General features: G+C 68.6%; 21 protein-coding genes and 1 pseudogene. 13 read left to right on the top strand and 9 right to left on the bottom strand.

The genetic code is table 11. The features are described from left to right. Nucleotides 1–200 precede the first annotated feature (200 nt). On the top strand, nucleotides 201–1,817 hold the full coding sequence (locus Q664_RS08545; protein ID WP_043391987.1) for a DUF4153 domain-containing protein: 1,617 nt from the start codon (nucleotides 201–203) through the stop codon (nucleotides 1,815–1,817). A 72-nt stretch (nucleotides 1,818–1,889) separates the two neighbouring features. Here the strand turns inward: Q664_RS08545 and Q664_RS08540 are convergent, their stop codons facing one another. From Q664_RS08540 to trmB, 5 genes are all read right to left on the bottom strand, one after another. Beyond that, complete coding sequence (locus tag Q664_RS08540; protein ID WP_043391986.1) at nucleotides 1,890–2,315, bottom strand: cupredoxin domain-containing protein; 426 nt, start codon at nucleotides 2,313–2,315, stop codon at nucleotides 1,890–1,892. A 15-nt stretch (nucleotides 2,316–2,330) separates the two neighbouring features. Continuing rightward, a complete protein-coding gene (locus Q664_RS57495; RefSeq protein ID WP_235216610.1) occupies nucleotides 2,331–3,311 on the bottom strand; it encodes a hypothetical protein in 981 nt (326 codons plus the stop codon). 307 nt (nucleotides 3,312–3,618) lie between these two features. Further along, on the bottom strand, nucleotides 3,619–4,035 hold the full coding sequence (locus tag Q664_RS08530; protein ID WP_043391985.1) for a lipoprotein: 417 nt from the start codon (nucleotides 4,033–4,035) through the stop codon (nucleotides 3,619–3,621). Between the two features lie 45 nt (nucleotides 4,036–4,080). Then, nucleotides 4,081–5,136 carry a diguanylate cyclase gene (locus Q664_RS08525; protein ID WP_043391983.1) on the bottom strand — a complete coding sequence of 352 codons (1,056 nt, stop codon included), beginning with the start codon at nucleotides 5,134–5,136 and terminating at the stop codon, nucleotides 4,081–4,083. 100 nt (nucleotides 5,137–5,236) lie between these two features. Further along, nucleotides 5,237–5,857 (bottom strand): tRNA (guanine(46)-N(7))-methyltransferase TrmB, encoded by a 621-nt coding sequence (gene trmB / locus Q664_RS08520; RefSeq protein WP_043391981.1) that lies wholly within the window; start codon nucleotides 5,855–5,857, stop codon nucleotides 5,237–5,239. Between the two features lie 91 nt (nucleotides 5,858–5,948). Here trmB and Q664_RS08515 point away from each other — a divergent pair, with 91 nt between their 5' ends. The 6 genes from Q664_RS08515 to Q664_RS08490 all read left to right on the top strand — a co-directional run bounded on the left by Q664_RS08515 (nucleotide 5,949) and on the right by Q664_RS08490 (nucleotide 14,283). After that, on the top strand, nucleotides 5,949–6,890 hold the full coding sequence (locus Q664_RS08515) for a bifunctional riboflavin kinase/FAD synthetase (RefSeq protein ID WP_043391978.1): 942 nt from the start codon (nucleotides 5,949–5,951) through the stop codon (nucleotides 6,888–6,890). A 187-nt stretch (nucleotides 6,891–7,077) separates the two neighbouring features. Beyond that, a complete protein-coding gene (pilB, locus tag Q664_RS08510; RefSeq protein ID WP_043391976.1) occupies nucleotides 7,078–8,784 on the top strand; it encodes a type IV-A pilus assembly ATPase PilB in 1,707 nt (568 codons plus the stop codon). Between the two features lie 47 nt (nucleotides 8,785–8,831). Then, the gene (locus Q664_RS08505) at nucleotides 8,832–9,941 is read left to right on the top strand and encodes a type IV pilus twitching motility protein PilT (protein WP_075207385.1); all 1,110 of its coding nucleotides are present in this window, start codon (nucleotides 8,832–8,834) and stop codon (nucleotides 9,939–9,941) included. Between the two features lie 50 nt (nucleotides 9,942–9,991). Continuing rightward, nucleotides 9,992–11,248: a type IV pilus assembly protein PilC gene (pilC, locus tag Q664_RS08500; protein ID WP_043391974.1), complete on the top strand. Its 1,257-nt coding sequence runs from the start codon at nucleotides 9,992–9,994 to the stop codon at nucleotides 11,246–11,248. Between the two features lie 13 nt (nucleotides 11,249–11,261). Then, entirely contained in the window at nucleotides 11,262–12,866 is a 1,605-nt protein-coding gene (locus tag Q664_RS08495) for a two-component system sensor histidine kinase NtrB (protein WP_481954995.1), read from the top strand. 22 nt (nucleotides 12,867–12,888) lie between these two features. Then, nucleotides 12,889–14,283: a sigma-54-dependent transcriptional regulator gene (locus Q664_RS08490; protein WP_268811387.1), complete on the top strand. Its 1,395-nt coding sequence runs from the start codon at nucleotides 12,889–12,891 to the stop codon at nucleotides 14,281–14,283. Between the two features lie 25 nt (nucleotides 14,284–14,308). On the opposite strand, the gene Q664_RS08485 is transcribed toward Q664_RS08490, so the two are convergent. The 4 genes from Q664_RS08485 to Q664_RS08470 all read right to left on the bottom strand — a co-directional run bounded on the left by Q664_RS08485 (nucleotide 14,309) and on the right by Q664_RS08470 (nucleotide 17,682). Further along, nucleotides 14,309–15,076, bottom strand: coding sequence for an ABC transporter permease (locus tag Q664_RS08485; RefSeq protein ID WP_043391969.1), 768 nt, complete (start codon nucleotides 15,074–15,076; stop codon nucleotides 14,309–14,311). Then, nucleotides 15,076–16,038: an ABC transporter ATP-binding protein gene (locus Q664_RS08480; RefSeq protein WP_043391966.1), complete on the bottom strand. Its 963-nt coding sequence runs from the start codon at nucleotides 16,036–16,038 to the stop codon at nucleotides 15,076–15,078. Before Q664_RS08480 ends, Q664_RS08485 begins: the two co-directional genes overlap by 1 nt. Before the next feature lie 4 nt (nucleotides 16,039–16,042). After that, on the bottom strand, nucleotides 16,043–16,945 hold the full coding sequence (locus Q664_RS08475) for a hypothetical protein (protein WP_043392038.1): 903 nt from the start codon (nucleotides 16,943–16,945) through the stop codon (nucleotides 16,043–16,045). Nucleotides 16,946–17,046: 101 nt separating this feature from the next. Further along, nucleotides 17,047–17,682 carry a prepilin-type N-terminal cleavage/methylation domain-containing protein gene (locus tag Q664_RS08470; protein ID WP_043391964.1) on the bottom strand — a complete coding sequence of 212 codons (636 nt, stop codon included), beginning with the start codon at nucleotides 17,680–17,682 and terminating at the stop codon, nucleotides 17,047–17,049. Nucleotides 17,683–17,979: 297 nt separating this feature from the next. Here Q664_RS08470 and Q664_RS08465 point away from each other — a divergent pair, with 297 nt between their 5' ends. The 6 genes and pseudogenes from Q664_RS08465 to Q664_RS08440 all read left to right on the top strand — a co-directional run bounded on the left by Q664_RS08465 (nucleotide 17,980) and on the right by Q664_RS08440 (nucleotide 24,167). Next, nucleotides 17,980–18,930, top strand: a complete 951-nt coding sequence (locus tag Q664_RS08465; protein WP_052517849.1) for a prepilin peptidase — start codon at nucleotides 17,980–17,982, stop codon at nucleotides 18,928–18,930. Nucleotides 18,931–18,946: 16 nt separating this feature from the next. Then, nucleotides 18,947–20,068, top strand: a complete 1,122-nt coding sequence (locus Q664_RS08460; protein ID WP_043391963.1) for a sensor histidine kinase — start codon at nucleotides 18,947–18,949, stop codon at nucleotides 20,066–20,068. A 49-nt stretch (nucleotides 20,069–20,117) separates the two neighbouring features. Next, complete coding sequence (locus Q664_RS08455) at nucleotides 20,118–21,533, top strand: sigma-54-dependent transcriptional regulator (protein WP_043391960.1); 1,416 nt, start codon at nucleotides 20,118–20,120, stop codon at nucleotides 21,531–21,533. Between the two features lie 215 nt (nucleotides 21,534–21,748). Continuing rightward, nucleotides 21,749–22,831 (top strand): type IV pilus assembly protein PilM, encoded by a 1,083-nt coding sequence (pilM, locus tag Q664_RS08450; RefSeq protein ID WP_043391957.1) that lies wholly within the window; start codon nucleotides 21,749–21,751, stop codon nucleotides 22,829–22,831. 36 nt (nucleotides 22,832–22,867) lie between these two features. Then, complete coding sequence (locus Q664_RS08445) at nucleotides 22,868–23,542, top strand: PilN domain-containing protein (protein WP_043391955.1); 675 nt, start codon at nucleotides 22,868–22,870, stop codon at nucleotides 23,540–23,542. A gap of 14 nt (nucleotides 23,543–23,556) precedes the next feature. After that, nucleotides 23,557–24,167: pseudogene (locus Q664_RS08440) on the top strand (type IV pilus inner membrane component PilO). The last annotated feature ends 19 nt before the right edge of the window (nucleotides 24,168–24,186 follow it).

The following is a 24,186-nucleotide window of genomic DNA, read 5'->3' as shown; positions in this document are numbered from 1 at the left end:
AGTGTGGTTCACCGGCCGCAGCCGTGGCGCTTGGGACACGCGGAAACGGGTGGGGCGGCACGGGAGTCCACGCGCTGTACGGGGTCGCGACCGCTCGGTGCCGCGAACCGACCGTTCGGCTCGAGGGCCCTCGCCGGCACCGCGGTTGGGCCCAACCTTGCACAACACCGGGCGAACCCACGCTCCTCGGAGTGTTCCGCATGACGACCGCCGCCACTGGCTTCCCGACCGATACCGATGATGTTGCCTCGGTCCCCGCCGTTCCACGTCTGCGCCGGCCTCTCGCGACGTTGCTCGCATCGCTCGGGCTGGGCGTCTGCGCCGAGGTGTTCTTCGATGGGCCCGCGCTCGGCATCTCCCTCCCGCTCTTCGTCGCGCTGCTGCTCGCGGCGCTGCTCGGCCTGGGAGGGCGCGAGGGCTGGCAGCGGGCCCGTCCCAACGCGTGGCTGCTCGTGCCGCTGCTGTTCTTCTCCGGGATGGTGTTCGTGCGCGCGAGCCCGTTCCTCACCACGCTCAACGTGCTCGCCACGGGCTTCCTGCTGCTGCTGGTGACGCACTTCTGGGCGGCGGGCCGGGTGGAGCGGCTCGGGCTGTGGAGCTACCCGTTCACGGCGCTCGGAGCCTTCTTCCATGCCGCGTTGATGCCACCGGGCGTGCTGCGCGCGGAGGTGGACCTGTCCGCGGCCCGCCGGCAGGTGCCGAAGCTGATGCCGGTGGTGCGGGGCGCGCTGCTCGCCGTGCCCGTGCTGTTCGTCTTCACCGCGCTGCTCGTCTCGGCGGACGCCGTGTTCGAGGCCGCGGTGGCGCGGGTGTTGTCCTTCAGCCCGGGCCTGACGTTCCTGGACGCGGTGGGGCGGTTGGTGTTCGTGGGGGGCAGCGCGTTCGGGGTGCTCGGGCTGTTGGCGCACGCGCAGCGCCGGCGTCGCAACGGCGCGGAGGCGGGTGAGGCGGAGGTGGCGCCGGTGCAAACCCGCCTGGGCTTCGTCGAGTGCCTCACGCTGGTGGGCCTGGTGGACCTGCTCTTCCTGGGCTTCGCGGCCATCCAGTTCGCCTTCCTCTTCGGCGCGGCCCAGCTGCCGGCGAGGTTCATCAGCTACTCGGAGTACGCACGGCGCGGCTTCTTCGAGCTGCTCGCGGTGTCGATGATGACGCTGGGGCTGAGCATGGCGCTGGCGCGTTGGACGCGGCTGCGGAGCGAGGGGCAGGTCACCGCCTTCCGGGTGGCGTGCTCGGTGATGGTGGGTCTGGTGCTGGTCATCCTGGCGTCGGCGATGAAGCGCATGGCGCTCTACGAGTCCGCGTACGGCTACACGCACCTGCGCGTGTACACGCACGTCTTCATGGTGGCGCTGGCCGGGGTGCTCGTGTGGCGAGCGGTGACGCTGTGGTGGCGCCCGGAGCGCTTCGCCATCGGGGCCTTCGTGGGGGCGCTCGGCTTCCTCGCGGCGCTCAACGTGCTCAACCCCGATGCCTTCATCGCGCGGGGCAACCTCGAGCGGGCCGCGGAGGGCCACGTGCTGGACGAGATGCACATGGTGTCCCTGTCCGAGGACGCCGCGCCGGAGCTGGCCGCGCGGATGGCGCTGGCGCCCGACAGCACCCTGGCGCGGAGCGTCCACGGCATGTTCTGCCGGTTCTCCGAGCCGATGCCGGGAGGCTGGCCCGCCTTCCACCTCGCGCGTCACCGGGCGGCCACGTGGGCCCGCTCGCTCGAGTGTCCGGTGTCGCTGCCCGAGTCCGTCTCCGAGGAGCTGCCCGCCGCCGTGGTGAAGCCCGCCGACGCGGAGACGGAGGCCTCCGGGGAGACGGTGGACTGATACACGAAGGGGGCCTCCACACCGCGCGGGTGTGGCCGGCCCCCTGGGCAATGCGGAAGCGAAGGGGTGGAGCTACTCCACCATGAACACGCCGCTGATCATCTTCCCCATGGCGCAGCCGTAGACGAGCTTGCCCGACTTGTTGGGGGTGAAGGCCACCTCCACCGGCTGGTTGAGGGGCAGCGGGGTGTTGATGTTGTAGTCCTCGAGGACGATCTCCGTCGCGCAGGTGTGGTCCGTGGTGCGGGTCATCACCAGCTTCACGGGCTCGCCCTGCTTGAGGGTGATGGGGCTCGGCTCGTAGCCCTTCTCGGTGACGGAGATCGCGATGGTGCGCGGCTCACCGGGCTTCGCCGCCGGCTGGGCGGGAGCGGTGGCGGAGGGCTCCGCCGGCTTCGACTCCGGCTTCGAGTCCTTGGTGCAACCCTGGGCGCCCAGGATGGCCGCCGAGAGGGTGAGGGCCAGCAGCGGCTTGATGAGCTTGGAGAGGAAGGGCATCGCGGGTCCTCGCGGCTAGTCGTTCTCTCCGGCCTCGTCGCCGGAGGTTTCGGTGTCCGTGGTGTCGCCAGTGTCGCCAGTGTCGCCAGTGTCGTCCCCATCCTCCTCGGCCGAGAAGCGGACCAGGGCGTGCAGGGGGATGAACACCTCGTGTCCGTCATCGCCGACGATGAGGTCGAAGCGTCCCACCACGCGCAGACGCATGGACAGCTGGATGCCGTTGCGCAGCGTGAGGTGCACGAGCTGCCCCTGGTGGGGCAGGAAGGGGCGGGGATCCGAGAAGGGGCGCTTGTCGGGCTGGCGTGCGACATTGGCGGGCTTCTGGGCCAGCTTCTGGTCGCGCTCGAGCTGGGGCGTGAGCTGCTCCCAGTCCGAGCGGCGGGTAATCATGACGACCTGGAGCTTCTCCAGCCGTCCGCTGCGGCCGAGCACGAAGGAGATGGGCTCCACGGACGAGAGGGTGTCGAGCACGGTGCGCTCGCCCAGCACCACGGCCAGCTCCGTCTTCGACTCGAGCAGCCCGTTGATGAAGGCGCTCACCGAGGTGTCGTCCACCTCGCCGCGGGCCTGCTTCACGGCGGCCTTGCGCTGGGTGCGCTCCTTGCGCGCGAGGAAGTCGGCCACGGACAGACCGCTCTGCAGCACGCCGAAGGCGTCGGGGAGCGACAGGCCGGGGTTCTGGCCCATCAGCGCGTACACCTGGTCGAAGCGCTTGGCCTCCTCGGCGTGCAGCTTGCGCCACACCCGGGACTTCATCTTGCCCTCGAGCTCACCCTTGGCGATGCGCGCGGGCACATGCTCCTTGGTGGCGAGTGCGAGGATCTGCTCGGGGGTGGGAGGGGGCCGGGGTGTCCGGGGACGTCCGAAGCCGCCACCGGGGCGCGAGCCCGGTCCCGCACCAGGAGCACGGCCCGCGGAAGGCGCGGGCCGGGGCGAGGTGGGAGCGGAGACGGGCCGGGGCGAGGGGACGACGGTCCGGGGCGCGACGGGCGCCACGGCCGCCGGGGTCTCGGGCGTCCCGGAGGGCGCCGTTGGACTCGGGGTCGGCGTGGGCCTTGGCGTGGGCCGCGGCGTCACGGAGACGGTAGGAGCCGTCGAGGACGGAGTGGGAGCGGGCCGCGGCGTGGGGGTAGGGGTGGGCCGGGGCGAGACAGAACTGGTGGGTGTCGGGCTCGGCGCCGCGGTGCCGGGAGTGCTGGCAGGGCGCCGGATGACCTCGACTGCGGGGGCAATCCGCCGTGGCTTCCGATCGTTCACGTTCTTAGGCTACCTGAAGCGCGAGCGGCCTGGGGGAGGCCTGTTCTCACGGCTGCTGAAGGGACTTCGTGAGGTCAATCTTCCATCCGGACGGTTCACGTACCATCCGGACCTGGCTCTTAACATTCGAGGAAACCACGCCCACCTCCGCCACATCCCCTTCCTCGCGAAGTAACGAGACCTCCGTAACATCGGCGGGGGGAGGAACATTCGCGAAGAAGAAGGCTACCGGATCCGCCTTCACCGCGCCTCCAGAAGCCTGGGCGGCGGCCTCGGCCCGGGCCTTGAGTGCCTCCTGGCTGGGCTGGGAGAGGGAGGACCAGGCCGTCTTCTCATCTCCCCGCCGCAGGGCCTCGAGGAAGGACTGGTAGGCCTTGTCGGGCGTCGTGTAGCTGGGTCGGTTGCAACCACCGAGGGCCAGCAGGGCCAGCAGGAGGAACGGCATGGCGGACAGCAGGCGCATGTCCTGCCATCTAGGCCAAACGGCCCCGCTCGCCAAGAGGCAGAATCACCCCGGGGATTCTTCCTGATACTGGCGGACGCAATTGCGGCCCGCCGCCTTGGCCGCGTAGAGGCAGGTGTCGGCCACGCGCAGCAGCTCCTCCATCACCGGCAGGCTCTTGGCGGGCACGCTGGCCACGCCCAGCGAGGCCGTACACCGCACCGGCTGGCGCGACCCGTCCGGGGCGCGGTGCTCCAACTGGAGGGAGGCGATGGCCTCGCGCACCCGCTCGCACGCCCCGAGCGCCTCCTTGGGACCCGTCTCCGGCAGCAGGGCGATCATCTCCTCGCCGCCGTAGCGCGCCACGAAATCCACCTCGCGCAGCTTGCCCTTGATGGTCCGGGCCACCTGGCGCAGCACCTCGTCCCCGAAGGGGTGTCCGTAGGTGTCGTTGAGCTTCTTGAAGTGGTCGATGTCCATCATCACCAGCGACAAGGGCGAGCGGTAGCGGGTGGAGCGGACGAACTCCTCGGTGAGGCGCTCCTCGAAGTAGCGGCGGTTGTAGAGGCCGGTGAGCGCGTCCACGCGGGTGAGGGCCAGCAGCTCCTCGCGCTTCTGGGCCAGCTCCTTGTTGGCCTTGTCCAGCTCGCGGTTCTTCTCCACCACCGCGTCCTGCAGGGCCTTGAGGCGCAGCATGGACTTCACGCGGGCGGACAGCTCCAGCATGTCGAAGGGCTTGACCAGGTAGTCATCCGCGCCCAGCTCCAGGCCCTCGACCTTGCCCGCCGCCTGCCGGGCCGTCACCAGGATGACGGGGATGAAGCCGAAGCCGCCCTCGCCCCCGTTGGCCTTGATGATGCGGCACACCTCCACGCCGCCCAGCCGGGGCATCTCCACGTCCATGATGATGAGGTCCGGCCTCACCTCGCGCAGCGAGCGCAGCGCCTCGGTGCCGTCATGGGCCTCGCGGAAGCGGTAGCCCTGGGAGGCCAGGCCCTCGCGCACGTGCTGGATGTTGGCCGGGTCATCGTCGACGAGCAGGATGGTCCGGTCGGCGAGCGCTGGGGTGGCCAGGGTCCGGCGGGTCACCTCTCCCATCTTCTTGATAGAGCCGTCGGCCATGTCGCTGCCTGCACCCCGTTGCACCCTCGACTTCCGGGGCCGGCTGATTCTTCCCCGGAAGCCCGGTGACTGCCAAGTCACCCGCCGGCCCGGGTGCTCCTCAGGCCGGCTTGCGCAGGCGGGCGCGGTAGACGGGCTCCCCGCTGGCCAGGTAGCGCCGCTCCCGCGTGGAGGGCACCTCCTCGGGGTCATAAGGGTGGAAGATACCCTTTCCCAGGGGGTTGGCGAAGCCGGCGTCCTCCAGGATGGTCAGCATGGACACCCCCCGGTCCTGAACGTCCGTGCGCATGTCGAAGAGGCCGCCGGGCTTGAGCTTGTCCAGGAGCAGCTTCGCGAACTCGGGCTGGATGACGGCGCGCTTGAAGTGGGCGCGCTTCCACCACGGGTCGGGGAACTGCAGGTGGATGGCGTCGAGCGACTGGGACGCGAAGATGCGCGGCACCACGAAGCGCGCGTCCGCCTCGAGCACCCGCAGGTTGCGCAGGCCCATCTTGCTGCCGCGGTCCAGGGTGTCCCGCGCGTACTTCTTGCGCCACTCGAAGGCGACGAAGCGCACCTGGGGGTTGCGCCGGCAGTACTCCAGCGCGTGGCCACCGGCGCCGGAGCCGATCTCCAGCTCGAGGGGTCCGGAGAAGCCGAACTCCGCGTCCCAATCGGGAGGGGTTTCGAGCTGGGCCAGATGCAGGCCGACGGGATCGGGGAGGAGGCGGGGGCGGGCCATGACGGATGCGTGACGCTGTGGGGCCTCTTCGCATGGGCCGGGGCGGTCTGGCCAGGGCAAAGCGACGGTTTTGGCGGTATACCGGCGCTCCATGAAGGTCTTCCACGGTGTGACGGAGGCGCGGGAGCTGGCCGGCTGTTCGCTCGCGCTGGGCAACTTCGATGGGGTGCACCTGGGCCACCAGGCCCTCTTCGCCGAGGCCCGGCGCCAGGGGACGCCCACCGCCGCCCTCACCTTCCAGCCCCACCCGGGCAAGGTGCTGCAGCCGGAGCTGGCCCCCAAGCTCATCTCCCTGCTGCCGCGCAAGCTGGAGCTCTTCGAGGACTGTGGGCTGGACGCGGCCGTGGTGCAGCCCTTCACGCGCGAGTACGCCCGCCACTCGCCGGCCGACTTCGAGGCCTCGTTGCTGGACGTGCTGGGCGCGCGCCACATCGTGGTGGGCTACGACTTCACCTATGGTGCCGCCCGTGCCGGCACCGCGGACACCCTGCGCGAGGCCGCCGCCGCCCGGGGCGCCCAGGTGCACGTGGTGCCTCCCGTCACCGTGGATGGGGTGGTGGCCTCGTCCTCCAAGGTGCGCGAGTACATCCTCGAGGGCCGGGTCAGCGCGGCGCAGCGCCTGTTGGGGCGGCCCTTCGACCTGGACGGCACCGTCGTCACCGGCCATGGGCGGGGCAGGGGCATCGGCTTCCCCACCGCCAACGTGGACACCCAGAACGAGCTGCGGCCCGCCGCTGGCGTCTACGCCATCCGCGTCCGCTTCCTCGGCGCGTCCGGGTCCCCTCCGGACGCCACCACCTGGCTCCCCGGGGTGGCCAATATCGGCGTCAAACCCACCTTTGGCGTCAACGAGGTCACCATCGAGGCGCACCTGCTGGACTTCAGTGGTGATCTCTACGGGCGGGAACTGCGGGTGCAGTTCCTGGATCGGCTGCGCGCCGAGCGCCGTTTTGGCTCGGTGGCGGAGCTCGTGGGGCAGATCAAGAGGGACGTCGAGGCTGCTCGGGCGGTCATCGCCCGGGCGTCCGGCTGAACTTTTCCCGAGTAGATTCAACGGTTTGCCAGGAGAGCGGGCCTGAGACGCCGCCTTGACAGGTCCGCGCGTCCCTTTCTTTAATCCTGAAACATCGGTGCGCTCGTATCCGCGCGCACCTGGGTGCCCTCTCGCGCTGACACGCGAGGGGAGCCATCAAGCCATTTCAACGTTCGAGGCCATCTGAATGTCCGGTCGACTTGGTGAACTGCTGGTTCGTGAGAACCTCATTTCCGTCCAGCAGCTGCGCAAGGCCCAGGAGGAGCAGCAGAAGAACGGCACGCGCATCGGCACCGCCCTCATCAAGACGGGAGCCATCGAGGAGTCCAAGCTCACCGACTTCCTCTCCAAGCAGTACGGCGTCCCGGCCATCAACCTGAAGGACTTCGACATCGACGCGGAGATCATCAAGCTCGTGCCGAAGGAAGTGGCGGAGAAGCACCTGGTGATTCCCGTCAACCGCGCGGGCCCCTCGCTCATCGTGGCCATGTGTGATCCGTCCAACATCTACGCGGTGGACGATCTGAAGTTCCTCACCGGCTACAACGTGGAGCCGGTGGTCGCCTCCGAAATCTCCATCCGCGAGGCCATCGAGCGCTACTACGCCGAGAAGGGCCCGGACATGAACGCCCTCGTCGAGGAGATGGCCGACGACATCGAGGTGGCCAAGGAGGAGGAGGAGGATGGCAACGTCGAGCAGATGGCCCGCGCCGCGGACGACGCCCCCGTCGTCAAGCTGGTGAACCTCATCCTCCAGGACTCCATCAAGAAGGGCGCCTCGGACATCCACGTGGAGCCCTACGAGAAGGACTTCCGGGTCCGCTTCCGCATCGACGGCTCCCTCTACGAGGTGATGCGCCCGCCGATGAAGCTGCGCAACGCCATCACCAGCCGTCTGAAGATCATGGCGAACCTCGACATCTCCGAGCGCCGCCTGCCGCAGGACGGCCGTATCAAGATCAAGCTCGGCGGTGGCAAGGAGATGGACTTCCGCGTCAGCGTGTGCCCCACGCTCTTCGGCGAGAAGGTGGTGCTCCGCCTCCTGGACAAGTCCAACCTCCAGCTGGACATGACGAAGCTGGGCTTCGATCCGCAGCCGCTGGCCTGGTTCAAGGAGGCCATCGAGCGCCCCTACGGCATGGTGCTGGTGACGGGTCCCACGGGTTCCGGCAAGACGACGACGCTCTACTCGGCGCTCTCGATGCTGAACCAGATCGACACCAACGTCGCCACCGCCGAGGACCCGGTCGAGTTCAACTTCGCCGGCATCAACCAGGTGCAGATGCATGAAGACATCGGCCTGAACTTCGCCGCGGCGCTGCGCTCCTTCCTCCGTCAGGACCCCGACATCATCATGATCGGTGAGATCCGCGACTTCGAGACGGGTGAAATCGGCGTCAAGGCGGCGCTCACGGGCCACCTGGTGCTCTCCACGCTGCACACCAACGACGCGCCGGGCACGGTGAGCCGTCTGCTCAACATGGGCATCGAGCCCTTCCTCGTGACGGCCTCGCTCAACCTGATTCTCGCCCAGCGTCTGGCGCGCCGCCTGTGCGCCGCCTGCAAGCGGCCGGCGGAGAACGTGGACGAGCAGGCCCTGCTCAACGCCGGTGTGCCCGCGGAGAAGCTCGGCACCTTCACGCTCTACGAGAAGGTCGGCTGCCGCGACTGCAACGACCGTGGCTACCGCGGCCGCGTGGCCATCTACGAGGTCATGCCCTTCTGGGATGGCCTCAAGGAGCTGGTCATCAACGGCGCCTCCGCCGCCGAGCTCAAGCAGGAGGCCATCCGTCTGGGCATGAGCTCGCTGCGCATGTCGGCCCTGGCGAAGATGATGGACGGCGTCACCACGCTGGAAGAAGTGGTGGCCAACACGGCGCCCGATACCTTCTGACCCTCTCGCACCACCCGCCACACCCCATACCCGAAGGACGGTTTTTCGTGAATCTGCACCAGCTGCTCAAGGCGATGGTCGAGAAGGGCGCCTCCGACCTCCACATCACCACCGGCTCCCCGCCCCAGCTCCGCGTGGACGGCGAGCTGGTGCCGCTCAAGACGGCCCAGCTCACCCCGGTGGAGACCAAGCAGCTCTGCTACTCCATCCTCACGGACGCGCAGAAGCACAAGTTCGAGGAGGAGAACGAGCTCGACCTGTCCTTCGGTGTGAAGGGACTCTCCCGCTTCCGCGCCAACATCTACATGCAGCGCGGCGCGGTGGCCGGTGCCTTCCGCACCATTCCCTTCAAGATCCTCACCTTCCAGGAGCTCGGCCTGCCCCCCGTGGTGGCCGAGCTGGTGAAGAGGCCGCGCGGCCTCATCCTGGTGACGGGTCCCACGGGCTCGGGCAAGTCCACGACGCTCGCGTCCATGGTGGACAAGATCAACACCGATCGTCACGAGCACATCATGACGATCGAGGACCCCATCGAGTACCTGCACCCGCACAAGAACTGCCTGGTGAACCAGCGCGAGGTGGGCGCGGACACGCGCAACTTCAAGACGGCGCTCAAGTACATCCTCCGGCAGGATCCGGACGTGGTGCTGGTGGGCGAGCTGCGTGACCTGGAGACGATCGAAGCGGCGCTCGTGATCGCCGAGACGGGTCACACCTGCTACGCCACGCTGCACACCAACAGCGCGGTGCAGACCATCAACCGCGTGCTGGACGTGTTCCCCCCGTACCAGCAGCCGCAGGTGCGCGCGCAGCTGTCCTTCGTGCTGGAAGGCGTGATGAGCCAGTCGCTCATCGCCAAGCAGGGCTCTCCGGGCCGCGTGCTGGCGCTGGAGGTGATGGTGCCCAACCCCGCGATCCGCAACCTCATCCGCGAGGACAAGGTGCACCAGGTCTACTCGGCCATGCAGGTGGGCCAGGCCAAGTTCGGCATGCAGACCTTCAACCAGGCCCTGGCGCAGTTGCTGGCGCGGCGGATCATTTCTCAGGAAGAGGCTTTCGGGCGCTCGAGCGACCCGGACGAGCTGCGCAACATCCTGGCGGGAGCGGGCGCGGGCGGCATGCCTGGTCAGCGGCCGGCCGGGCCGGGCGGACGCTAATTCGCGAAATTCGACGCAGGGGATAGACTCGCATCCCCTCGGAGGGCTGTATGGCGGCAACGGCAACCCAGAAGTCTGCATCCCCAAAGTCCAAGAACACAGCCCAGTTCCTCTGGGAGGCCAAGACCAAGTCTGGCGAGACCAAGAAGGGAGAGATGGAGGCCTCGGATATCGAGGCCGTCAATGCCCGTCTCAAGTCGCTCGGTCTCAATCCCGTCAAGGTCCGCCGCAAGGGTCTCCTCGACTCCGACCTGAACCTGACCATCGGTTCGGGCGTCACGGGCAAGGACATCCTCGTCTTCACCCGTCAGTTCGCCACGATGATCGACGCCGGCCTTCCGCTGGTGCAGTGCCTCGACATCCTCGGCAGCCAGATGGACAACCCGGCCTTCCGCAAGGTCGTGTTCGCCATCAAGAACAAGGTGGAGCAGGGTTCCACCTTCGCCGACGCGCTGGCGGACCACCCCAAGGTCTTCGACGAGCTCTTCGTCCAGCTGTGCGCGGCCGGTGAGGTCGGCGGTATTCTCGACAACATCCTCAACCGTCTCGCGGCCTACCGTGAGAAGAACGAGAAGCTCAAGCGCAAGGTCAAGGGCGCGATGACCTACCCGGCCATCGTGCTCCTCGTGGCCTTCGGCGTGACGGCGCTGCTGCTCCTCAAGGTGACGCCGACGTTCGCGAAGATGTTCTCCGACTTCGGCCAGGCGCTGCCGGCGCCCACCCAGTTCGTCGTGGACCTGTCCGAGTGGGCGCAGAAGTACGTGCTCCACGCCTTCGGCGGCATTGCCGCCATCGCGATCGCCATCACGTACACGTACCGGCATCCGCAGGGACGGCGCTTCATGGACAAGGTGTTCCTGATGGCGCCCATCTTCGGGCCCGTCATCCGCAAGGTGGCGGTGGCGCGCTTCACCCGTACGCTCGGCACGATGATCTCCTCGGGCGTGCCCATCCTGGACGCGCTGGACGTGACGGCGAAGACGGCCGGTAACCGCTCCGTGGAAGAGGCCATCTACTTCGTGCGTGGGAAGATCGCCGAGGGCAAGAACATCGCCGGTCCGCTGCTGGAGACGAAGGTGTTCCCGCCCATGGTGGTGCAGATGATCGGCGTGGGTGAGGCCACGGGCGCCATGGACACCATGCTCAACAAGATCGCCGACTTCTACGACGACGAGGTGGACACGGCCGTCGCCGGTCTCACGGCGATGATCGAACCGCTGATGATGGTGTTCCTCGGCGGCGTGGTCGGTGGCTTCCTCATCTCGATGTACCTGCCCATCTTCGCCATCGCCGGTGCCGTCAAGTAGCGTCGGCGGTCTCGTGCTCGCGGCGCCTCCGCAGTCGGATGCGCTGCGGACGCGGCTGGTGTGGCTCACCGTGTTCCGCACGGTGGCCGTCAGTCTGTCGCTGGTGGCGGTGGTGGCCCGGCTGCTCATGCAGCCGCTGGTGGAGGAGCCCAGCCGCGGCGACACGTTGTCCTTCACGGTCATCGGGCTCGTCTACCTCTTCACCCTGGTGTACGGCCTCATGCTGCGCGGGGGCCGGGCGGACCGGGTGGCGGCGGTGGTGCAGGTGGTGGGTGACCTGCTCATCGCCTCGGTGCTCGTCTTCCTCACCGGAGTGGGGGACAGCCCCTTCACCTTCCTCTACCTGCTGGCCGTCATTGGCGCGAGCATCCTGCTGGATGGCCGGGGCGCGCTGCTCGCCGCGGGGGCCGGGGCCATCGCCTATGGCTCGCTGCTGATGGCGGTGAAGCTGCGGTGGTTGGAGCCGCCCCTGGGCGTGGGGGACATCACCCGGCAGCGCCTGGCCTTCCTGCTGGGCAGCAACGTGCTGGCCCTCTTCCTCATCGCCGCGCTGGCCGGCTACCTGACGCGCCAGCTGTCGGCCACGGGCGGGAGGCTGTCCGAGCGCGAGGCGGACCTCAAGAAGCTCGACACCCTGCAGCGGCAGATATTGGCCTGCATGCCCTCGGGGCTCATCACCTGCGACGAGTCGGGGCGGGTCACCTTCGTCAACGGGGCCGCGCGCTCCATCCTGTCCCTGGAGGGGCGGCTGGTGCCGGGCCTGCACGTGGAGACCCTGCTGCCGGGCTCCCTGGGGCCGGAGGTCCGCCAGCGCCGCCGGGAGCTCACGGTGCAGACGCCCTCGGGCCTGCGCACGCTCGGGCTGACGGTGACGGGGCTGGAGGGCAGTGGAGGCGGGGGCACGCTCGTCGTCTTCCAGGACCTGACGGAGCTGCGCCGCATCGAGGAGGACTTGAAGCGCGCGGACCGGCTGGCCGCCCTGGGGACGCTGGCCGCCCAGCTCGCCCATGAGATTCGCAACCCCCTGGCCGCCATGCGGGGCTCGGCGCAGCTGCTCGTCCAGGAGCCCGGCGGGGACCCCACGTCGGCCAAGCTGGTGGAGATCCTCCTGCGCGAGTCGGACCGGCTGTCCAAGTTGGTGGAGGACTTCCTGCGCTTCGCCCGTCCGCCGCCTCCCGTCAAGCAGGCGCTGGACCTGGAGGTGCTGGTGGCGGAGACGGTGGACATGCTGCGGGCGGATCCACTGGCCTGGCAGGTCGGGGTGGAGCAGGTGCTGGCCCCGTTGCGGGTGCCGGTGGACGCGGATCAGCTCCGCCAGGTGCTCATCAACATCCTGCGCAACGCCTTCCAGGCCGCGGGCCGGGGAGGCCGGGTGCGGGTGACGCTGGAGGGCGCGGAGGAGCTGGCCCTGCTGCGCATCTGGGACTCGGGGGGAAGCATTCCCGCCGCGGACCTGTCGCGCATCTTCGAGCCCTTCTTCAGCACCCGGGAGGGTGGTACGGGGCTGGGCCTGTCCACGGCGTACTCCATCGTGCGTGCGCATGGTGGCAACATCCGGGTGTCCTCCTCGCCGCAGGAGGGCACCGAGTTCCTCATCCAGCTGCCCGTGCAGGGTTGAGGGGAAAAGGGAGAGCGTGGCCGTGCACATCCTGGTGGTGGACGATGAGCTGTCGATGCGCGAGTTCCTGGAGGTGCTGCTGGCCCGTGCGGGCTACCAGGTGACGTGCGCGGACGGCGTGAAGGCGGCCCGGGAGGTGTTGGGCTCGGCGAAGGTGGACCTGGTCATCACCGACATGAAGCTGGGCGCCGCGCAGAGCGGCATGGACGTGCTGCGCGCCACGCGCTCGCTGCCCGAGCCGCCCGAGGTCATCGTCATCACCGCCTTCGGCACGGCGGCGTCGGCGGTGGAGGCCATGCGCGAGGGGGCGTACGACTACATCGGCAAGCCCTTCGACAACGAGGAGCTGAAGCTGCTGGTGCAGAAGGCGCTGGAGAAGCGCTCGCTGCGCCAGGAGAACGTGTCGCTGCGCGAGCACCTGGTGCCCGGCGCGGGGGTGATGGGGGTGGGGCGCAGCGAGCGGATGCGCGCCGTGTGGGGCCTGGTGGAGAAGGTGGCGCCCACGCGCTCGACCGTCCTCATCCACGGGGAGAGCGGCACGGGCAAGGAGCTCATCGCCCGGGCCATCCACCTCAAGAGCCAGCGGGCGGGCCAGCCCTTTCTTCCCGTCAACTGCGCGGCCCTCAACGAGGGCGTGCTGGAGAGCGAGCTCTTCGGCCACGTGAAGGGCGCCTTCACCGGCGCCACGCAGGAGCGGCCGGGCCTGCTGGTGCACGCGGGCGAGGGGACGGTGTTCCTCGACGAGATTGGCGAGGTGCCGCTGGCCACCCAGGTGAAGCTCCTGCGCGTGTTGCAGGAGCGCAAGGTGAAGCCGGTGGGCAGCTCGGCGGAGATTCCCTTCCACGCGCGCGTGGTGGCCGCCACCAACCGGCGCCTGGAGGCCGAGGTGAAGGCGGGGCGCTTCCGGGAGGATCTCTTCTACCGCCTCAACGTCATCACCCTGGAGCTGCCGCCATTGCGCGAGCGGGCGGGGGACATCGCGTTGCTGGCCGAGCACTTCCTCGAGCGCCAGCGCAAGGAGCTGGGGCGTCCGGGGATGCGCTTCTCACCGGAGGCGCTGGCGGTGCTGTCCTCCTACGCCTTCCCGGGCAACGTGCGGCAGCTGGAGAACATCGTCGAGCGCGCGGCCACGCTGGCGGATGGGGACGTGCTGACGCTGGGTTCGTTGCCGCCCACGCTGCGCGGTGAGCCGGCTCCGTCTCCGGTGGCGGCGGCCCCCTCGGCGGAGGTGCAGCTCGGCCCCGGCTTCTCGCTGGAGCACCACCTGGACGATGCCGAGCGGCGCTACCTGCTGGCCGCCCTGTCCCAGGCCGGCGGGGTGAAGATCCGCGCGGCGGAGCTGCTCGGGCTGACGTTCCGCTCCTTCCGCTACCGCCTGGCCAAGCACGGGCTGTCGGAGCGGGAAGACGAGGCCTGAGCCCCGCCTCCCCGGGCCGCGGGCCTCAGCGGAAGTCGCGCCGGTTGAAGAGGACGACGGCCAGCGCCACCAGCACGCCGGTGAAGGCCATGCCGTACGCGGCGGCCGACAGCAGCTCGCTGGAAGTGACAGGGGCGTAGTACGTCGCGTGCGGCCGGTAGTTGAAGCGGGAGAGGTCCGGCAGCACGTAGTACACGGCCTTGCCCAGCGCCTGGATGGCTCCGCTCTCGGACTTCGAGGCCAGCTTGTAGATGTCCGACGACAGGTGGCCGGCGAAGTAGACGCTCACCGTGACGAAGGCCGACACCATCTGGCTGGAGAAGCTGGACATCAGGAAGCCCACGGCGCTGAGCACCCACAGCTCGAACCACAGCATGCCCACCGCCGCCAGGTGCGCCGGGCTGATGGGGCTCTCGTAGAAGGACATCATCGCGAAGAAGAGCGCGGCCATGAGCAGCTGCAGCACCGTCACGGTGAGCATGTTGCCCGCCAGCCGGCCCACGAGGAACGCGCCACGCGACAGCGGCTTGGACACCATGAGGAAGATGGTGCGCCTTTCAATCTCCCGCGAGATGAGCCCGCTGGAGAGGAAGATGGCGAGCAGCACCAGCATCAGGCTCATGGCTCCCAGGCCCACGTCGGTGATGACGCGATCGAACGTGCCGACGGTGATCTCCAGCACGAGCGTGGTGGACATGAGCATGGCCAACGCGAAGATGGCCACCAGCAGGGTGACGCGGTTGCGCCGGGCCTCCCGGAAGCCATTGAGCGCCAGGGCGATGAACGGACCCATCACGAAATCTCTCCTCCAACGGGACCCTGCTTCGCCTCTTCCAGCGCACGCAGGAACAGTTCTTCCAACGAGAAGCGGGCGGGGTGGAGCTGGGTGACCCGTCCCCCCTGCTCCAGCACGTGCTTGAGCAGCGGCTGTGCATCCGACTCGCGCACGTGCAGCAGCACGCGGTTCTCCAGCGGCCGGGCCATCTCCAGTGTGATGCCCATCGCCTGGATGTGCTCCAGCGGCAGCCCCTCCACCGTCATCTCCACGTGCGTGGTCTGCGCGCTCACCAGCTCGGCCACGCTGCCCTCGCGCACGCGCCGGCCACCCACCAGCACGGCCACCCGGTCACAGAGCGCCTCCACGTCCGGGATGATGTGCGTGCAGAAGAGCACCGTGGTGCCGCGGTGGCGCTCCTCGAGGATGAGATCGCGGATCTGCCGGCGGCCCACGGGATCCAACCCCGAGGTGGGCTCGTCCAGGATGAGCAGGGCGGGCTTGGACACCAGGGCCTGCGCCAGCGCCACGCGCTGCACCATGCCCTTGCTGTAGCGGCGGATCTGCAGGTTGGCGGCGCGGGTCATCTGCACCATGCCCAGCACCTCGGAGACCCGGTCATCCAGCTCCTTGCCGCTCAGGCCATTGAGCCGTCCCGACAGCGTGACGAACTCGCGGCCCGTGAGGTACTCGTAGGGCGCGGGGTTCTCCGGCACATAGCCCACGCGGCGGCGTGCCTCGCGGTCGGACGGGGGCAGGCCGAACAGCCGCGCCTCGCCTTCCGAGGGCTGCACCAGGTTCAGGAGGATCTTGATGGTGGTGGACTTGCCTGCGCCATTGGGCCCGAGCAGTCCATACACCTGGCCTGGCATCAGCGAGAGATCCAACGACTGGAGGGCACGCACCTGCCGGTTCATGAGGAAGCCGAGCCGGTACGTCTTGGACAGGTTTCGGATTTCGATGGGAGAGGGAGAGTCCATGGGTTCACTGCTCCATGGGCATGGCCCACTGGTAGCCACGGTTGTTGGGGGTGAAGATCTCGAGGCGCCGCTGCTGGGTATGGGAATAGGCGCGTTCATCGCTGCCGATGAAGAACCCGCCGTTCTTGGGGTCGTACGGCGGCCTGTCCAGGAAGCCCAGCCACAGCAGTGTGTCCACGTCCGGAGGGGCCACGCCGAACTCCTGGCGGAAGCGGCCGATGGAGGCCTCCACGCGCCGCAGCTCGCCTTCGAGCTCCAGGTCCCTCACGCGCTGCTTGAAGATCTCCCGCGTCTCCTCGTCCTCCGCGGAGTTCGCGAGGGTGCGGGCCAGCGCGAGGCCCGAGTCCACGCTCCCGGATTGGGCATAGAGGCGGGTGGCCAGGGCGGGCAGGTACGAGGGCGCGCCCGGCAGCTTCGAGGCCCGCTCCAGGACCTGCGCGGCCTCCTGGTATTGCTTGTGAAAGGCGCTCAGGTTGTAGGCCAACAGCACGTGCATCTTGAGATCGTTCGGGAACTGCTTCAGGCCCTTGCGCAGAAGACGTGTGGACTCATCGGTGTTGGCCCAGATCTCCCGTCCGGTATTGGTGGGCAGCACGCTGCCGGCGAACACGTAGACGAGGCCGAATTTCGGATCCAGGTCCGTGGTGAGATCCGCGTACGGGTAGACGTCCCCGTACTCCTCGGCGAGGAAGGCGCGGCCGGTGGACTGGATGGTCTGGAGCCAGAAGTAGTCGGCGACCAGCTCCAGGTAGCCACGGCCGACCAGGCGCAGCAGCTCCTGGCGGGGGAGCAGGGGCTCCTGGTGGGGGCCTCGGGGTTGCTGACGAGGCGGCGCCGCGAGCAGGACGAGAGCGCTCAGGCAGAAGGCGCCAGCCAGCAGGGCAGGCAGGGAAGTTCGCGACCTCATGGGCGGCATTAAAACAGAAAGGACACCCGGGTTTATGCCCGAGTGTCCTCTCGTTTTCGACGGCGGCTCGAAAGAGCCTGTCCGGCGAGTGGGCGACTACATCAGTCGCAGTCCACGTCGTTGTAGTTCATGTACGGCGTACCGGCGACGGCCATGGTCTCGTCGGCGTTGCCGCAGGCGGCCGTACCCGTGGCGTCACCCGTGGAGATGTACCAGGTGTCCACACCGCCGGTCTCGTTGTCGATGTTGCCGGCGGCGATCGCGTCGATGTTGCAGCCGGGGCAGCTGCCGGAGATGCCCGGCTTCAGGGGCGCGCCGCCCGTGCCAGCGTGGTTCAGGGTGACCGCGGCGGCCGTCGGGTTCGTCATGGAGCCCTTGAACTTACCGGTGTCCACCGTGATGCCGGTGGCGCTGGTCTGGTCGGCCTTCAGCGCCTCGCCCTTGCGCTCCTCGAACGTCGGGGTGGCCTCGAAGTAGTAGGCGTAGCGGTTGCCGCGCTCGGGGGCGTAGCCGATGATCTTGATGTCCTGCTCGTAGCGGTCCTTCTCCTGGAGGAAGGCGCGCTGCGTGGTGAACCAGGCCTTCAGGTTGGCCTTGGCCTCGCCCTGCTTGGAGCGAGCCTGGAACTTGATGAAGTTCGGGATGGCGATGGCGGCGAGGATGCCGATGATGGCCACCACGATCATGAGCTCGATGAGCGTGAAGCCGCGGTTCTTGCGGGCGAACAGACGGGTCATTTGAATTCCCTTCGGGTGAAGGAGGGGTTGCGGCCGAAGCCGTCGTGAGGAATAGCACGAACGGTGCCAGGATCAAACCCTTGCAGCCTTCACGCTGATCCAAGCACTTGGCTTTGGCGCGCGGCGCGGGTGACGGTTTGCGGGTGCCAATTTTTGTCACCAGGTGACAGGAATCGTCTGCCCCGGTGACGCGCTTGGGCCCTATGCTCCGCCATCCGCGGATGCTCGCGGAACGAAGGGACGCGGAACGTGACTCCTCAGGCGGTGGAAGGCGCGGCCGTGACGCTGGTTTTCGTCATGGGCCTGCTCTTCGGCAGTTTCTTGAATGTCGTGATCGCTCGCGTGCCCGCGGGCGAGAGCATCGTGCGCCCCCGCTCGCGGTGTCCTCGATGCGGGCATCAACTCGCGTGGTACGAGAACATTCCAGTCCTGTCGTGGCTCGCGTTGCGCGCCCGGTGCAGCTCGTGTGGTCTGCCCATCTCCTGGCGCTACCCGCTCATCGAGCTGCTCACCGCGTTGCTCTTCCTGGCCTGCCAGCGCCGCTTTGGTTGGACGCCCGAGCTGGTGGCCGCCCTGGTGCTGGTGCTGGTGCTGGTGCCGCTCTCCTTTATTGATCTGGAGCATTGGATCCTCCCGCAGGAGCTGACGTGGCCGGGCATCGTCGCCGGGGTGGCGCTGTCCGTGCCAATGGGGATGGACCGGGTGCGCGACTCCGTCATTGGCGCGGTGGTGGGCTTCCTCGTCTTCTGGGGGATGGAGTGGCTGGGGGAGAAGATCTTCAAGAAGGAGGCGCTGGGCGCGGGAGACAAGGATCTGCTCGCGCTCATTGGCGCCTTCCTCACGTGGAAGCCGCTGCTCGCCGTCATCTTCCTCTCCTCGTTGCAGGGAGCGGTGGTGGGCTCGCTGATGCTGCTCGTCCGCGGGCGGGCGGGACCGGCGCCGGACCCCGAGCCGGAGTCCCCCACCGCGCCGCCGCCGGCCACGCCTCCCGGGACGGAGAGTCCCCAGGTGGCGGAGGGGCCCGGGCCGGTGCCGAAGCCGGAGGGAACGGAGCCGGTGGTCGCCCGGGAGGGTGACGAGAAGGGCGGGGAGGAGGGCGAGGAGGAAGACGACTGGGAGCCGGGCCCCACCAACATCCCCTTCGGACCCTGGCTGTCGCTCGCGGCGCTCGAGGTGATGCTGCTCGGTCCATGGTTGCGCGAGGTGTTGCCGGTGCCGCTGGACATGCTGTTCGCGGGAGCCCGGTGAAAGAGGGCGGACGCGGATGAAGTGGCGGATCGCCAGCATCGCCTTCCTGCTCAGCGTGGTGGGCACGGGCTTCACCTGGCTCACCCTGCAGCGGCCGCTATTGGCGCTGTTGGAGGTGGCGCGGCAAGGCTCGGCGCCCGGCTCGCCGGAGGCGGCGGTGTTGTCGCGGACGCTGGGCTCGTTGCCCTTCCTCCTGGTGCTGGACCTGGTGCTGCTCACCCTCCTGGCGTACGGGGTGTTGGACTTCATGGTGGGCCGGCCCCTGCGGCGCACCGAGGTGGTGGTGGAGCAGCTCGGCCGGTTGGAGCTGGACGTGTCGGTCCTGGAGAGCCCGGGGCCGCTGCTCTCGCGCATCCAGCGGGCGCTGTCGCGGATGGCGGCGGCGCTCCAGGAGGAGCAGGAGACCACGCGGCGGCAGGTGGAGGCGCTGCGGGCGGCCAACGCGCGCCTGGCCCAGGCGCAGACGGAGCTCGTCTCGGCGGAGCGGCTGGCCACCGTGGGCCGGCTCGCCGCGGGCGTGGCCCACGAGGTGGGCAACCCGTTGGCGGGCATCCTCGGCTACCTCTCTCTGGCCGGGGCCCGCGTGAAGGATCCCGAGGTGCAGGAGTACCTCGGGCGCATCGATCATGAGGTGCAGCGCATCGACGGCATCGTCCGGGGCCTGCTGGAGATCGGCCGTCCCGCGCGCGAGCAGCTGGGGCCGGTGGAGGTGGGGCACGTGGTGGAGACGTGCGTGCAGCTGGTGAAGGTGGGCCGGGACTTCTCGCGGGTGCGGCTGGAGTTGGAGCTCACCCCCGGACTGCTCGCGCGGGCGGATTCGGGCCCGCTGTCACAGATCGTCATCAACCTGTTGCTCAACGCGGTGCAGGCCATGGGAGGGGAGGGGCTCGTCCGGCTCGCCACCCGGAGTGAGGAAGGGGAGGTGGTGCTGGTGGTGGAGGACATGGGGCCTGGCATCCCGGCGGAGGTGATGCCGCGCCTCTTCGAGCCCTTCTTCACCACCAAGGAGCCCGGTCAGGGCACGGGACTGGGACTGGCCGTCTCGCGGTACCTGTCGGAGGGGATGGGGGGGCGGCTCACGGCGGAGAACGTGCCGGGAGGGGGTGCTCGCTTCTCTGTCCGGCTGCCAGCCATCTGAGGCGGAATCTGGCCGCGCACCCCGGAGTGGGCTACTTCTGAAGGGTCTCATGGCCCTCTTCCGCAGCATCCTCGTCGCCGACGACGAGCCCTCCGTCCGCCACGTGCTCACCCTGGTGCTCTCGGGGATGGGCTACGAGGTGCGCGCCGTGGCGGATGGAGAGGAGGCGCTGCGGGAGTTGTCCGCGCGCGGCTACGACGTGCTGCTGTGCGACGTGCGAATGCCCAAACGCGACGGCCTGTCCGTGCTGCGCCAGGCGCTCGCCGAGCACCCGGGGCTGACGGTGGTGGTGATGAGCGCCTACGGCTCGCAGGAGCAGGCGCTCGAGGCGGTGGGGGCCGGTGCGTACGACTACGTGCGCAAGCCCTTCAAGCCCGAGGAGATCGTCTTCGTCCTGCGCAAGGCGGAGGAGCGCGAGCGGCTGCTGCGGGAGAACCGGCGTCTGCAGGCCTCCGGCGGCGTCGCGCCCGGCGAGGGCATCCTCGGCGAGAGCGAGTCCATGCGCGTGGTGATGCGGCAGGTGGAGCGGCTCGCCCCGGTGGGCACCACCGTCCTCATCACCGGCGAGAGCGGGACGGGCAAGGAGCTCATCGCCCGGGCCCTGCATGCGCGCTCCCCCCGGGCCGCCATGCCCTTCGTCGCCGTCAACTGCGGCGCCATCCCCACGGGTCTCATCGAGAGCGAGCTCTTCGGCCATGCCCGGGGGGCCTTCACCGATGCGCGGACCGCCCGGCGCGGCCTCTTCAGCGAGGCCGACGGCGGCACGCTCTTCCTCGACGAGGTGGGGGAGCTGCCCCCGCCCGCCCAGGTGAAGCTGTTGCGCGTGCTACAGGAGGGCGAGCTGCGCCCGGTGGGGGAGAACCGCGCGGAGAAGGTGGACGTGCGCGTCCTGGCCGCCACGCTGCGTGACCTGGGCCGGCTGGTGGAGCGGGGCGAGTTCCGCGAGGACCTCTACTACCGCCTCAACGTGGTGAACGTGCGCGTGCCCCCGCTGCGCGAGCGCCACTCGGACATCCTCCTGCTGGCCCGCGCCTTCCTCCTGCGCTTCAACCGCGAGCTCAACCGCGAGCCCCCCGTGCGCGGCTTCGGCCCCGAGGCCGAGGCCCTCCTGGCCTCCTACGCCTGGCCCGGCAACGTGCGCGAGCTGGAGAACGCGATGGAGCGCGCCGTCCTGCTGGCCGAGGGAGCGCTGATCCTCCCGGAGAACCTGCCAGAGCGGCTCTGGGCCACGCCCCCACCGGCCAGCGCACCCGCGCTCACCCCCACGCGCCCCTCCTCCGAGGCCAACCTGTCCCTCAAACAGGCCATCCGCGACCTGGAGGAGTCCTACATCCGCGCCGCCCTGCGCCGCACCCGGGGCAACCGCACCCGCGCCGCCGAGGTGCTGGAGATCAGCCATCGGGCCCTGCTGTACAAAATCAAGGAGTACGGAATCGACGCGGACGCCGAGGGGGAGCGAGGCTGACTGGCTGCCGGGTAGAGGACGGAGCGGGGAGTGGGGCGATTTGACGGAACGCGTCCGAAGCCGGAAAATCGGCCCCACAAGAGCGGCGTGGGTGCACCGCCGTGGGATTCCGGGGGACAGATTGGCCGCCTGCTGCGCGGGCAGGCGCGGAGCACTTTTTAGGAGGGCCCGCGAGCCGGTGCTACGCTGGCGGCCCCTCCAGGAGCAATGACTGTATGGCGAAGGGAAAGCTGGCTCTCGGTCTCGATATCGGATCGACCTCGGTGAAGATGATCCTCCTCAAGGAGCAGCGCAAGCGTGGCCAGGTGAGCTACGCGCTGCAGAGCTTCGGCATGAAGCCGCTGCCTCCCGAGGCCATCGTCGACGGCGCGCTCATGAACTCCACCGCCATCGTCCAGGCGCTGCAGGAGTTGATGACCGAGCTGAAGGTCAAGAACAAGGAGGTCGCCATCGGCGTCTCCGGCCACTCGGTCATCATCAAGAAGATCCAGATGCCCCGGATGAGCCAGGAGGAGCTCGAGGAGAGCATCCAGTGGGAGGCGGAGCAGTACATCCCCTTCGACGTGAAGGACGTGAACATCGACACGCAGATTTTGGACGCGGGCGGCAATGACGCCACCGGCCAGATGGACGTGCTGCTGGTCGCGGCCAAGAAGGACATGATCAACGACTACACCACCGTGGTCTCCGAGTCGGGGCTGCAGCCGGTGGTGGTGGACGTGGACGCCTTCGCCGTCCAGAACATGTTCGCCTCCAACTACGACGTCCCCGACAAGGAGACGGTGGTGCTCATCAACGCGGGCGCCTCGGTGGTGAACATCAACATCATCTCCAACGGCATCACCGTCTTCACCCGCGACGTGACCATCGGTGGCAACCAGTTCACCGAGGAGATCCAGAAGCAGCTCAACGTCTCCTACGAGGAGGCCGAGGCGCTGAAGATCGGCGGCACGCGCGGGGACTCGGACGCCGTGGTTCCCCAGGAGGTGGAGCGGGTGCTGATGGGCGTGGCCGAGCAGGTGGCCGGTGAAATCCAGCGCTCGCTGGACTTCTACGCGGGCACCGCGGTGGACGCCAACTTCACCAAGGTCTACCTCTCCGGCGGAACCGCCAAGATTCCGGCGCTGTTCAAGACCATCGAGACGCGCGTGGGCGTGCCGGTGGAGATCCTCAACCCGTTCCGGAAGATCGACGTGGACAACCGCAAGTTCGACCCCGCCTTCATCATGGAGGTGGCGCCGATGGCCGCGGTGGCCGTGGGTCTGGCATTGCGCAAGCCCGGCGACAAGCTCGGCTAGTCCTCCTCCCTCCCCGTCTTCGAAGGACCGACGCACATGATGATTCGTATCAACCTGCTGCCCGTCCGGGCCAAGGTCAGGCCGAACGCGGGACGCCAGGTCCTGGCGCTCCTGGGGTTCGTGCTCGTGGCTGCCTGCGTGGGCAACTACATGTGGTACGCCGATCGCGCTGGCGTGGTGGAGAAGCAGGCCGCGGGCCTGGCCAGCACCAAGCGCCGTATCGCCGATCTCGACAAGACGATCGGCGAGGTGAAGAACATCAACACCCGCAAGACCGAGGTGGAGAAGAAGCTCGCCGTCCTGGACGAGCTGCGCCGCGGCCGCTCCGGTCCGGTGCGCATGCTGGACGCGCTGTCCACCGCGCTGCCCAAGAAGGTGTGGCTGCGCACCTTCAACGAGGAGCGCGGCAACGTGAAGATCGCCGGTTCCGCCGTCAGCCATGACGACGTGGCCGAGCTGATGCGCAACCTCAACGGCATGGTGTGGACGCCCAAGGGCATTGGCCGCCTGGTGGAGCAGCGCCGCGAGGCCAAGACGTCCCGCGTGGAGCTGGTGGCGGCCGAGTCCGCCATCGAGGAGTTCCCCGTGACGGACATCAAGTCCTTCTTCTCCAACGTGGAACTGAAGAGCACCCAGCAGGGTGCCTCCAGGCCCAACGAGGTGAGCACGGTGGTCTTCGACATCCTGCTCACCGCCAACTACGCCATCTGAGAGGACCTGGAGCCATGGACAAATACCTCGAGAGGCTCGCGAAGGCCCCCCCGCCGTCCGCTTCGGCGGCCTGGCGGCCCTGGTGGTGCTGCTGACGGCCGCCAACTTCTTCTTCGGCATCCAGCCGCTGGAAGTGGAGATGGAGCGGCAGCGCGGCGAGCAGCGCAAGCTGGACCTGGAGCTGGCGGAGAAGAGTGAAATCGCCCAGAACCTCAACGAGCGCCGGCGCGAGATGGACGTGCTGGAGCAGCGGCTCGCCGAGGCCCTCACCGAGCTGCCCGAGAACAAGGACATCGAGGAGCTGCTCGCGCAGCTCAACGACATCGGCAAGAAGGCCGGGCTGGAGATCGCCCGCGTGGAGCCGGGTCCGGAGACGGTGGGCGGTGGTGATTTCTTCGCCCGCATCCCCATCAAGATGGTGGTGAGCGGCAACTACCACGAGATCGCCATGTTCCTGCAGGAGGTCTCGACCATGCGGCGCATCGTCAACGTCAACAACATCAAGCTCGATGGAGCCAAGGTGAAGAACGAGAAGGTGATGCTCAACACCTCCTTCCTCGCGACCACCTTCCGCTTCGTCAACACGGCGAATGCGGCCGCGAACTCGAAGAAGAAGAAGAAGTAAGCAGAAACTTGATCGGTCC

It is taken from the genome of Archangium violaceum Cb vi76 (assembly GCF_000733295.1).
In the GTDB taxonomy this organism is placed as follows: Bacteria; Myxococcota; Myxococcia; order Myxococcales; family Myxococcaceae; genus Archangium; species Archangium violaceum.
The sequence above is the reverse complement of the archived record's forward strand: the minus strand, read 5'-3'. Positions and strand labels throughout refer to the sequence as shown.

What these genes read in the sequence shown, in the direction of transcription:
- Q664_RS08475 (WP_043392038.1), bottom strand. Translation starts at nt 16,945, where the DNA reads ATGAGGTCGCGAACTTCCCTGCCTGCCCTGCTGGCTGGCGCCTTCTGC.
- Q664_RS08485 (WP_043391969.1), bottom strand. Translation starts at nt 15,076, where the DNA reads ATGGGTCCGTTCATCGCCCTGGCGCTCAATGGCTTCCGGGAGGCCCGG.
- Q664_RS08465 (WP_052517849.1), top strand. Translation starts at nt 17,980, where the DNA reads ATGGGCCTGCTCTTCGGCAGTTTCTTGAATGTCGTGATCGCTCGCGTG.
- Q664_RS08455 (WP_043391960.1), top strand. Translation starts at nt 20,118, where the DNA reads ATGGCCCTCTTCCGCAGCATCCTCGTCGCCGACGACGAGCCCTCCGTC.
- Q664_RS08460 (WP_043391963.1), top strand. Translation starts at nt 18,947, where the DNA reads ATGAAGTGGCGGATCGCCAGCATCGCCTTCCTGCTCAGCGTGGTGGGC.
- Q664_RS08540 (WP_043391986.1), bottom strand. Translation starts at nt 2,315, where the DNA reads ATGCCCTTCCTCTCCAAGCTCATCAAGCCGCTGCTGGCCCTCACCCTC.
- Q664_RS08530 (WP_043391985.1), bottom strand. Translation starts at nt 4,035, where the DNA reads ATGCGCCTGCTGTCCGCCATGCCGTTCCTCCTGCTGGCCCTGCTGGCC.
- Q664_RS08445 (WP_043391955.1), top strand. Translation starts at nt 22,868, where the DNA reads ATGATGATTCGTATCAACCTGCTGCCCGTCCGGGCCAAGGTCAGGCCG.
- Q664_RS08525 (WP_043391983.1), bottom strand. Translation starts at nt 5,136, where the DNA reads ATGGCCGACGGCTCTATCAAGAAGATGGGAGAGGTGACCCGCCGGACC.
- Q664_RS08480 (WP_043391966.1), bottom strand. Translation starts at nt 16,038, where the DNA reads ATGGACTCTCCCTCTCCCATCGAAATCCGAAACCTGTCCAAGACGTAC.
- Q664_RS08515 (WP_043391978.1), top strand. Translation starts at nt 5,949, where the DNA reads ATGAAGGTCTTCCACGGTGTGACGGAGGCGCGGGAGCTGGCCGGCTGT.
- Q664_RS08545 (WP_043391987.1), top strand. Translation starts at nt 201, where the DNA reads ATGACGACCGCCGCCACTGGCTTCCCGACCGATACCGATGATGTTGCC.
- pilC (WP_043391974.1), top strand. Translation starts at nt 9,992, where the DNA reads ATGGCGGCAACGGCAACCCAGAAGTCTGCATCCCCAAAGTCCAAGAAC.
- trmB (WP_043391981.1), bottom strand. Translation starts at nt 5,857, where the DNA reads ATGGCCCGCCCCCGCCTCCTCCCCGATCCCGTCGGCCTGCATCTGGCC.
- pilB (WP_043391976.1), top strand. Translation starts at nt 7,078, where the DNA reads ATGTCCGGTCGACTTGGTGAACTGCTGGTTCGTGAGAACCTCATTTCC.
- Q664_RS08470 (WP_043391964.1), bottom strand. Translation starts at nt 17,682, where the DNA reads ATGACCCGTCTGTTCGCCCGCAAGAACCGCGGCTTCACGCTCATCGAG.
- pilM (WP_043391957.1), top strand. Translation starts at nt 21,749, where the DNA reads ATGGCGAAGGGAAAGCTGGCTCTCGGTCTCGATATCGGATCGACCTCG.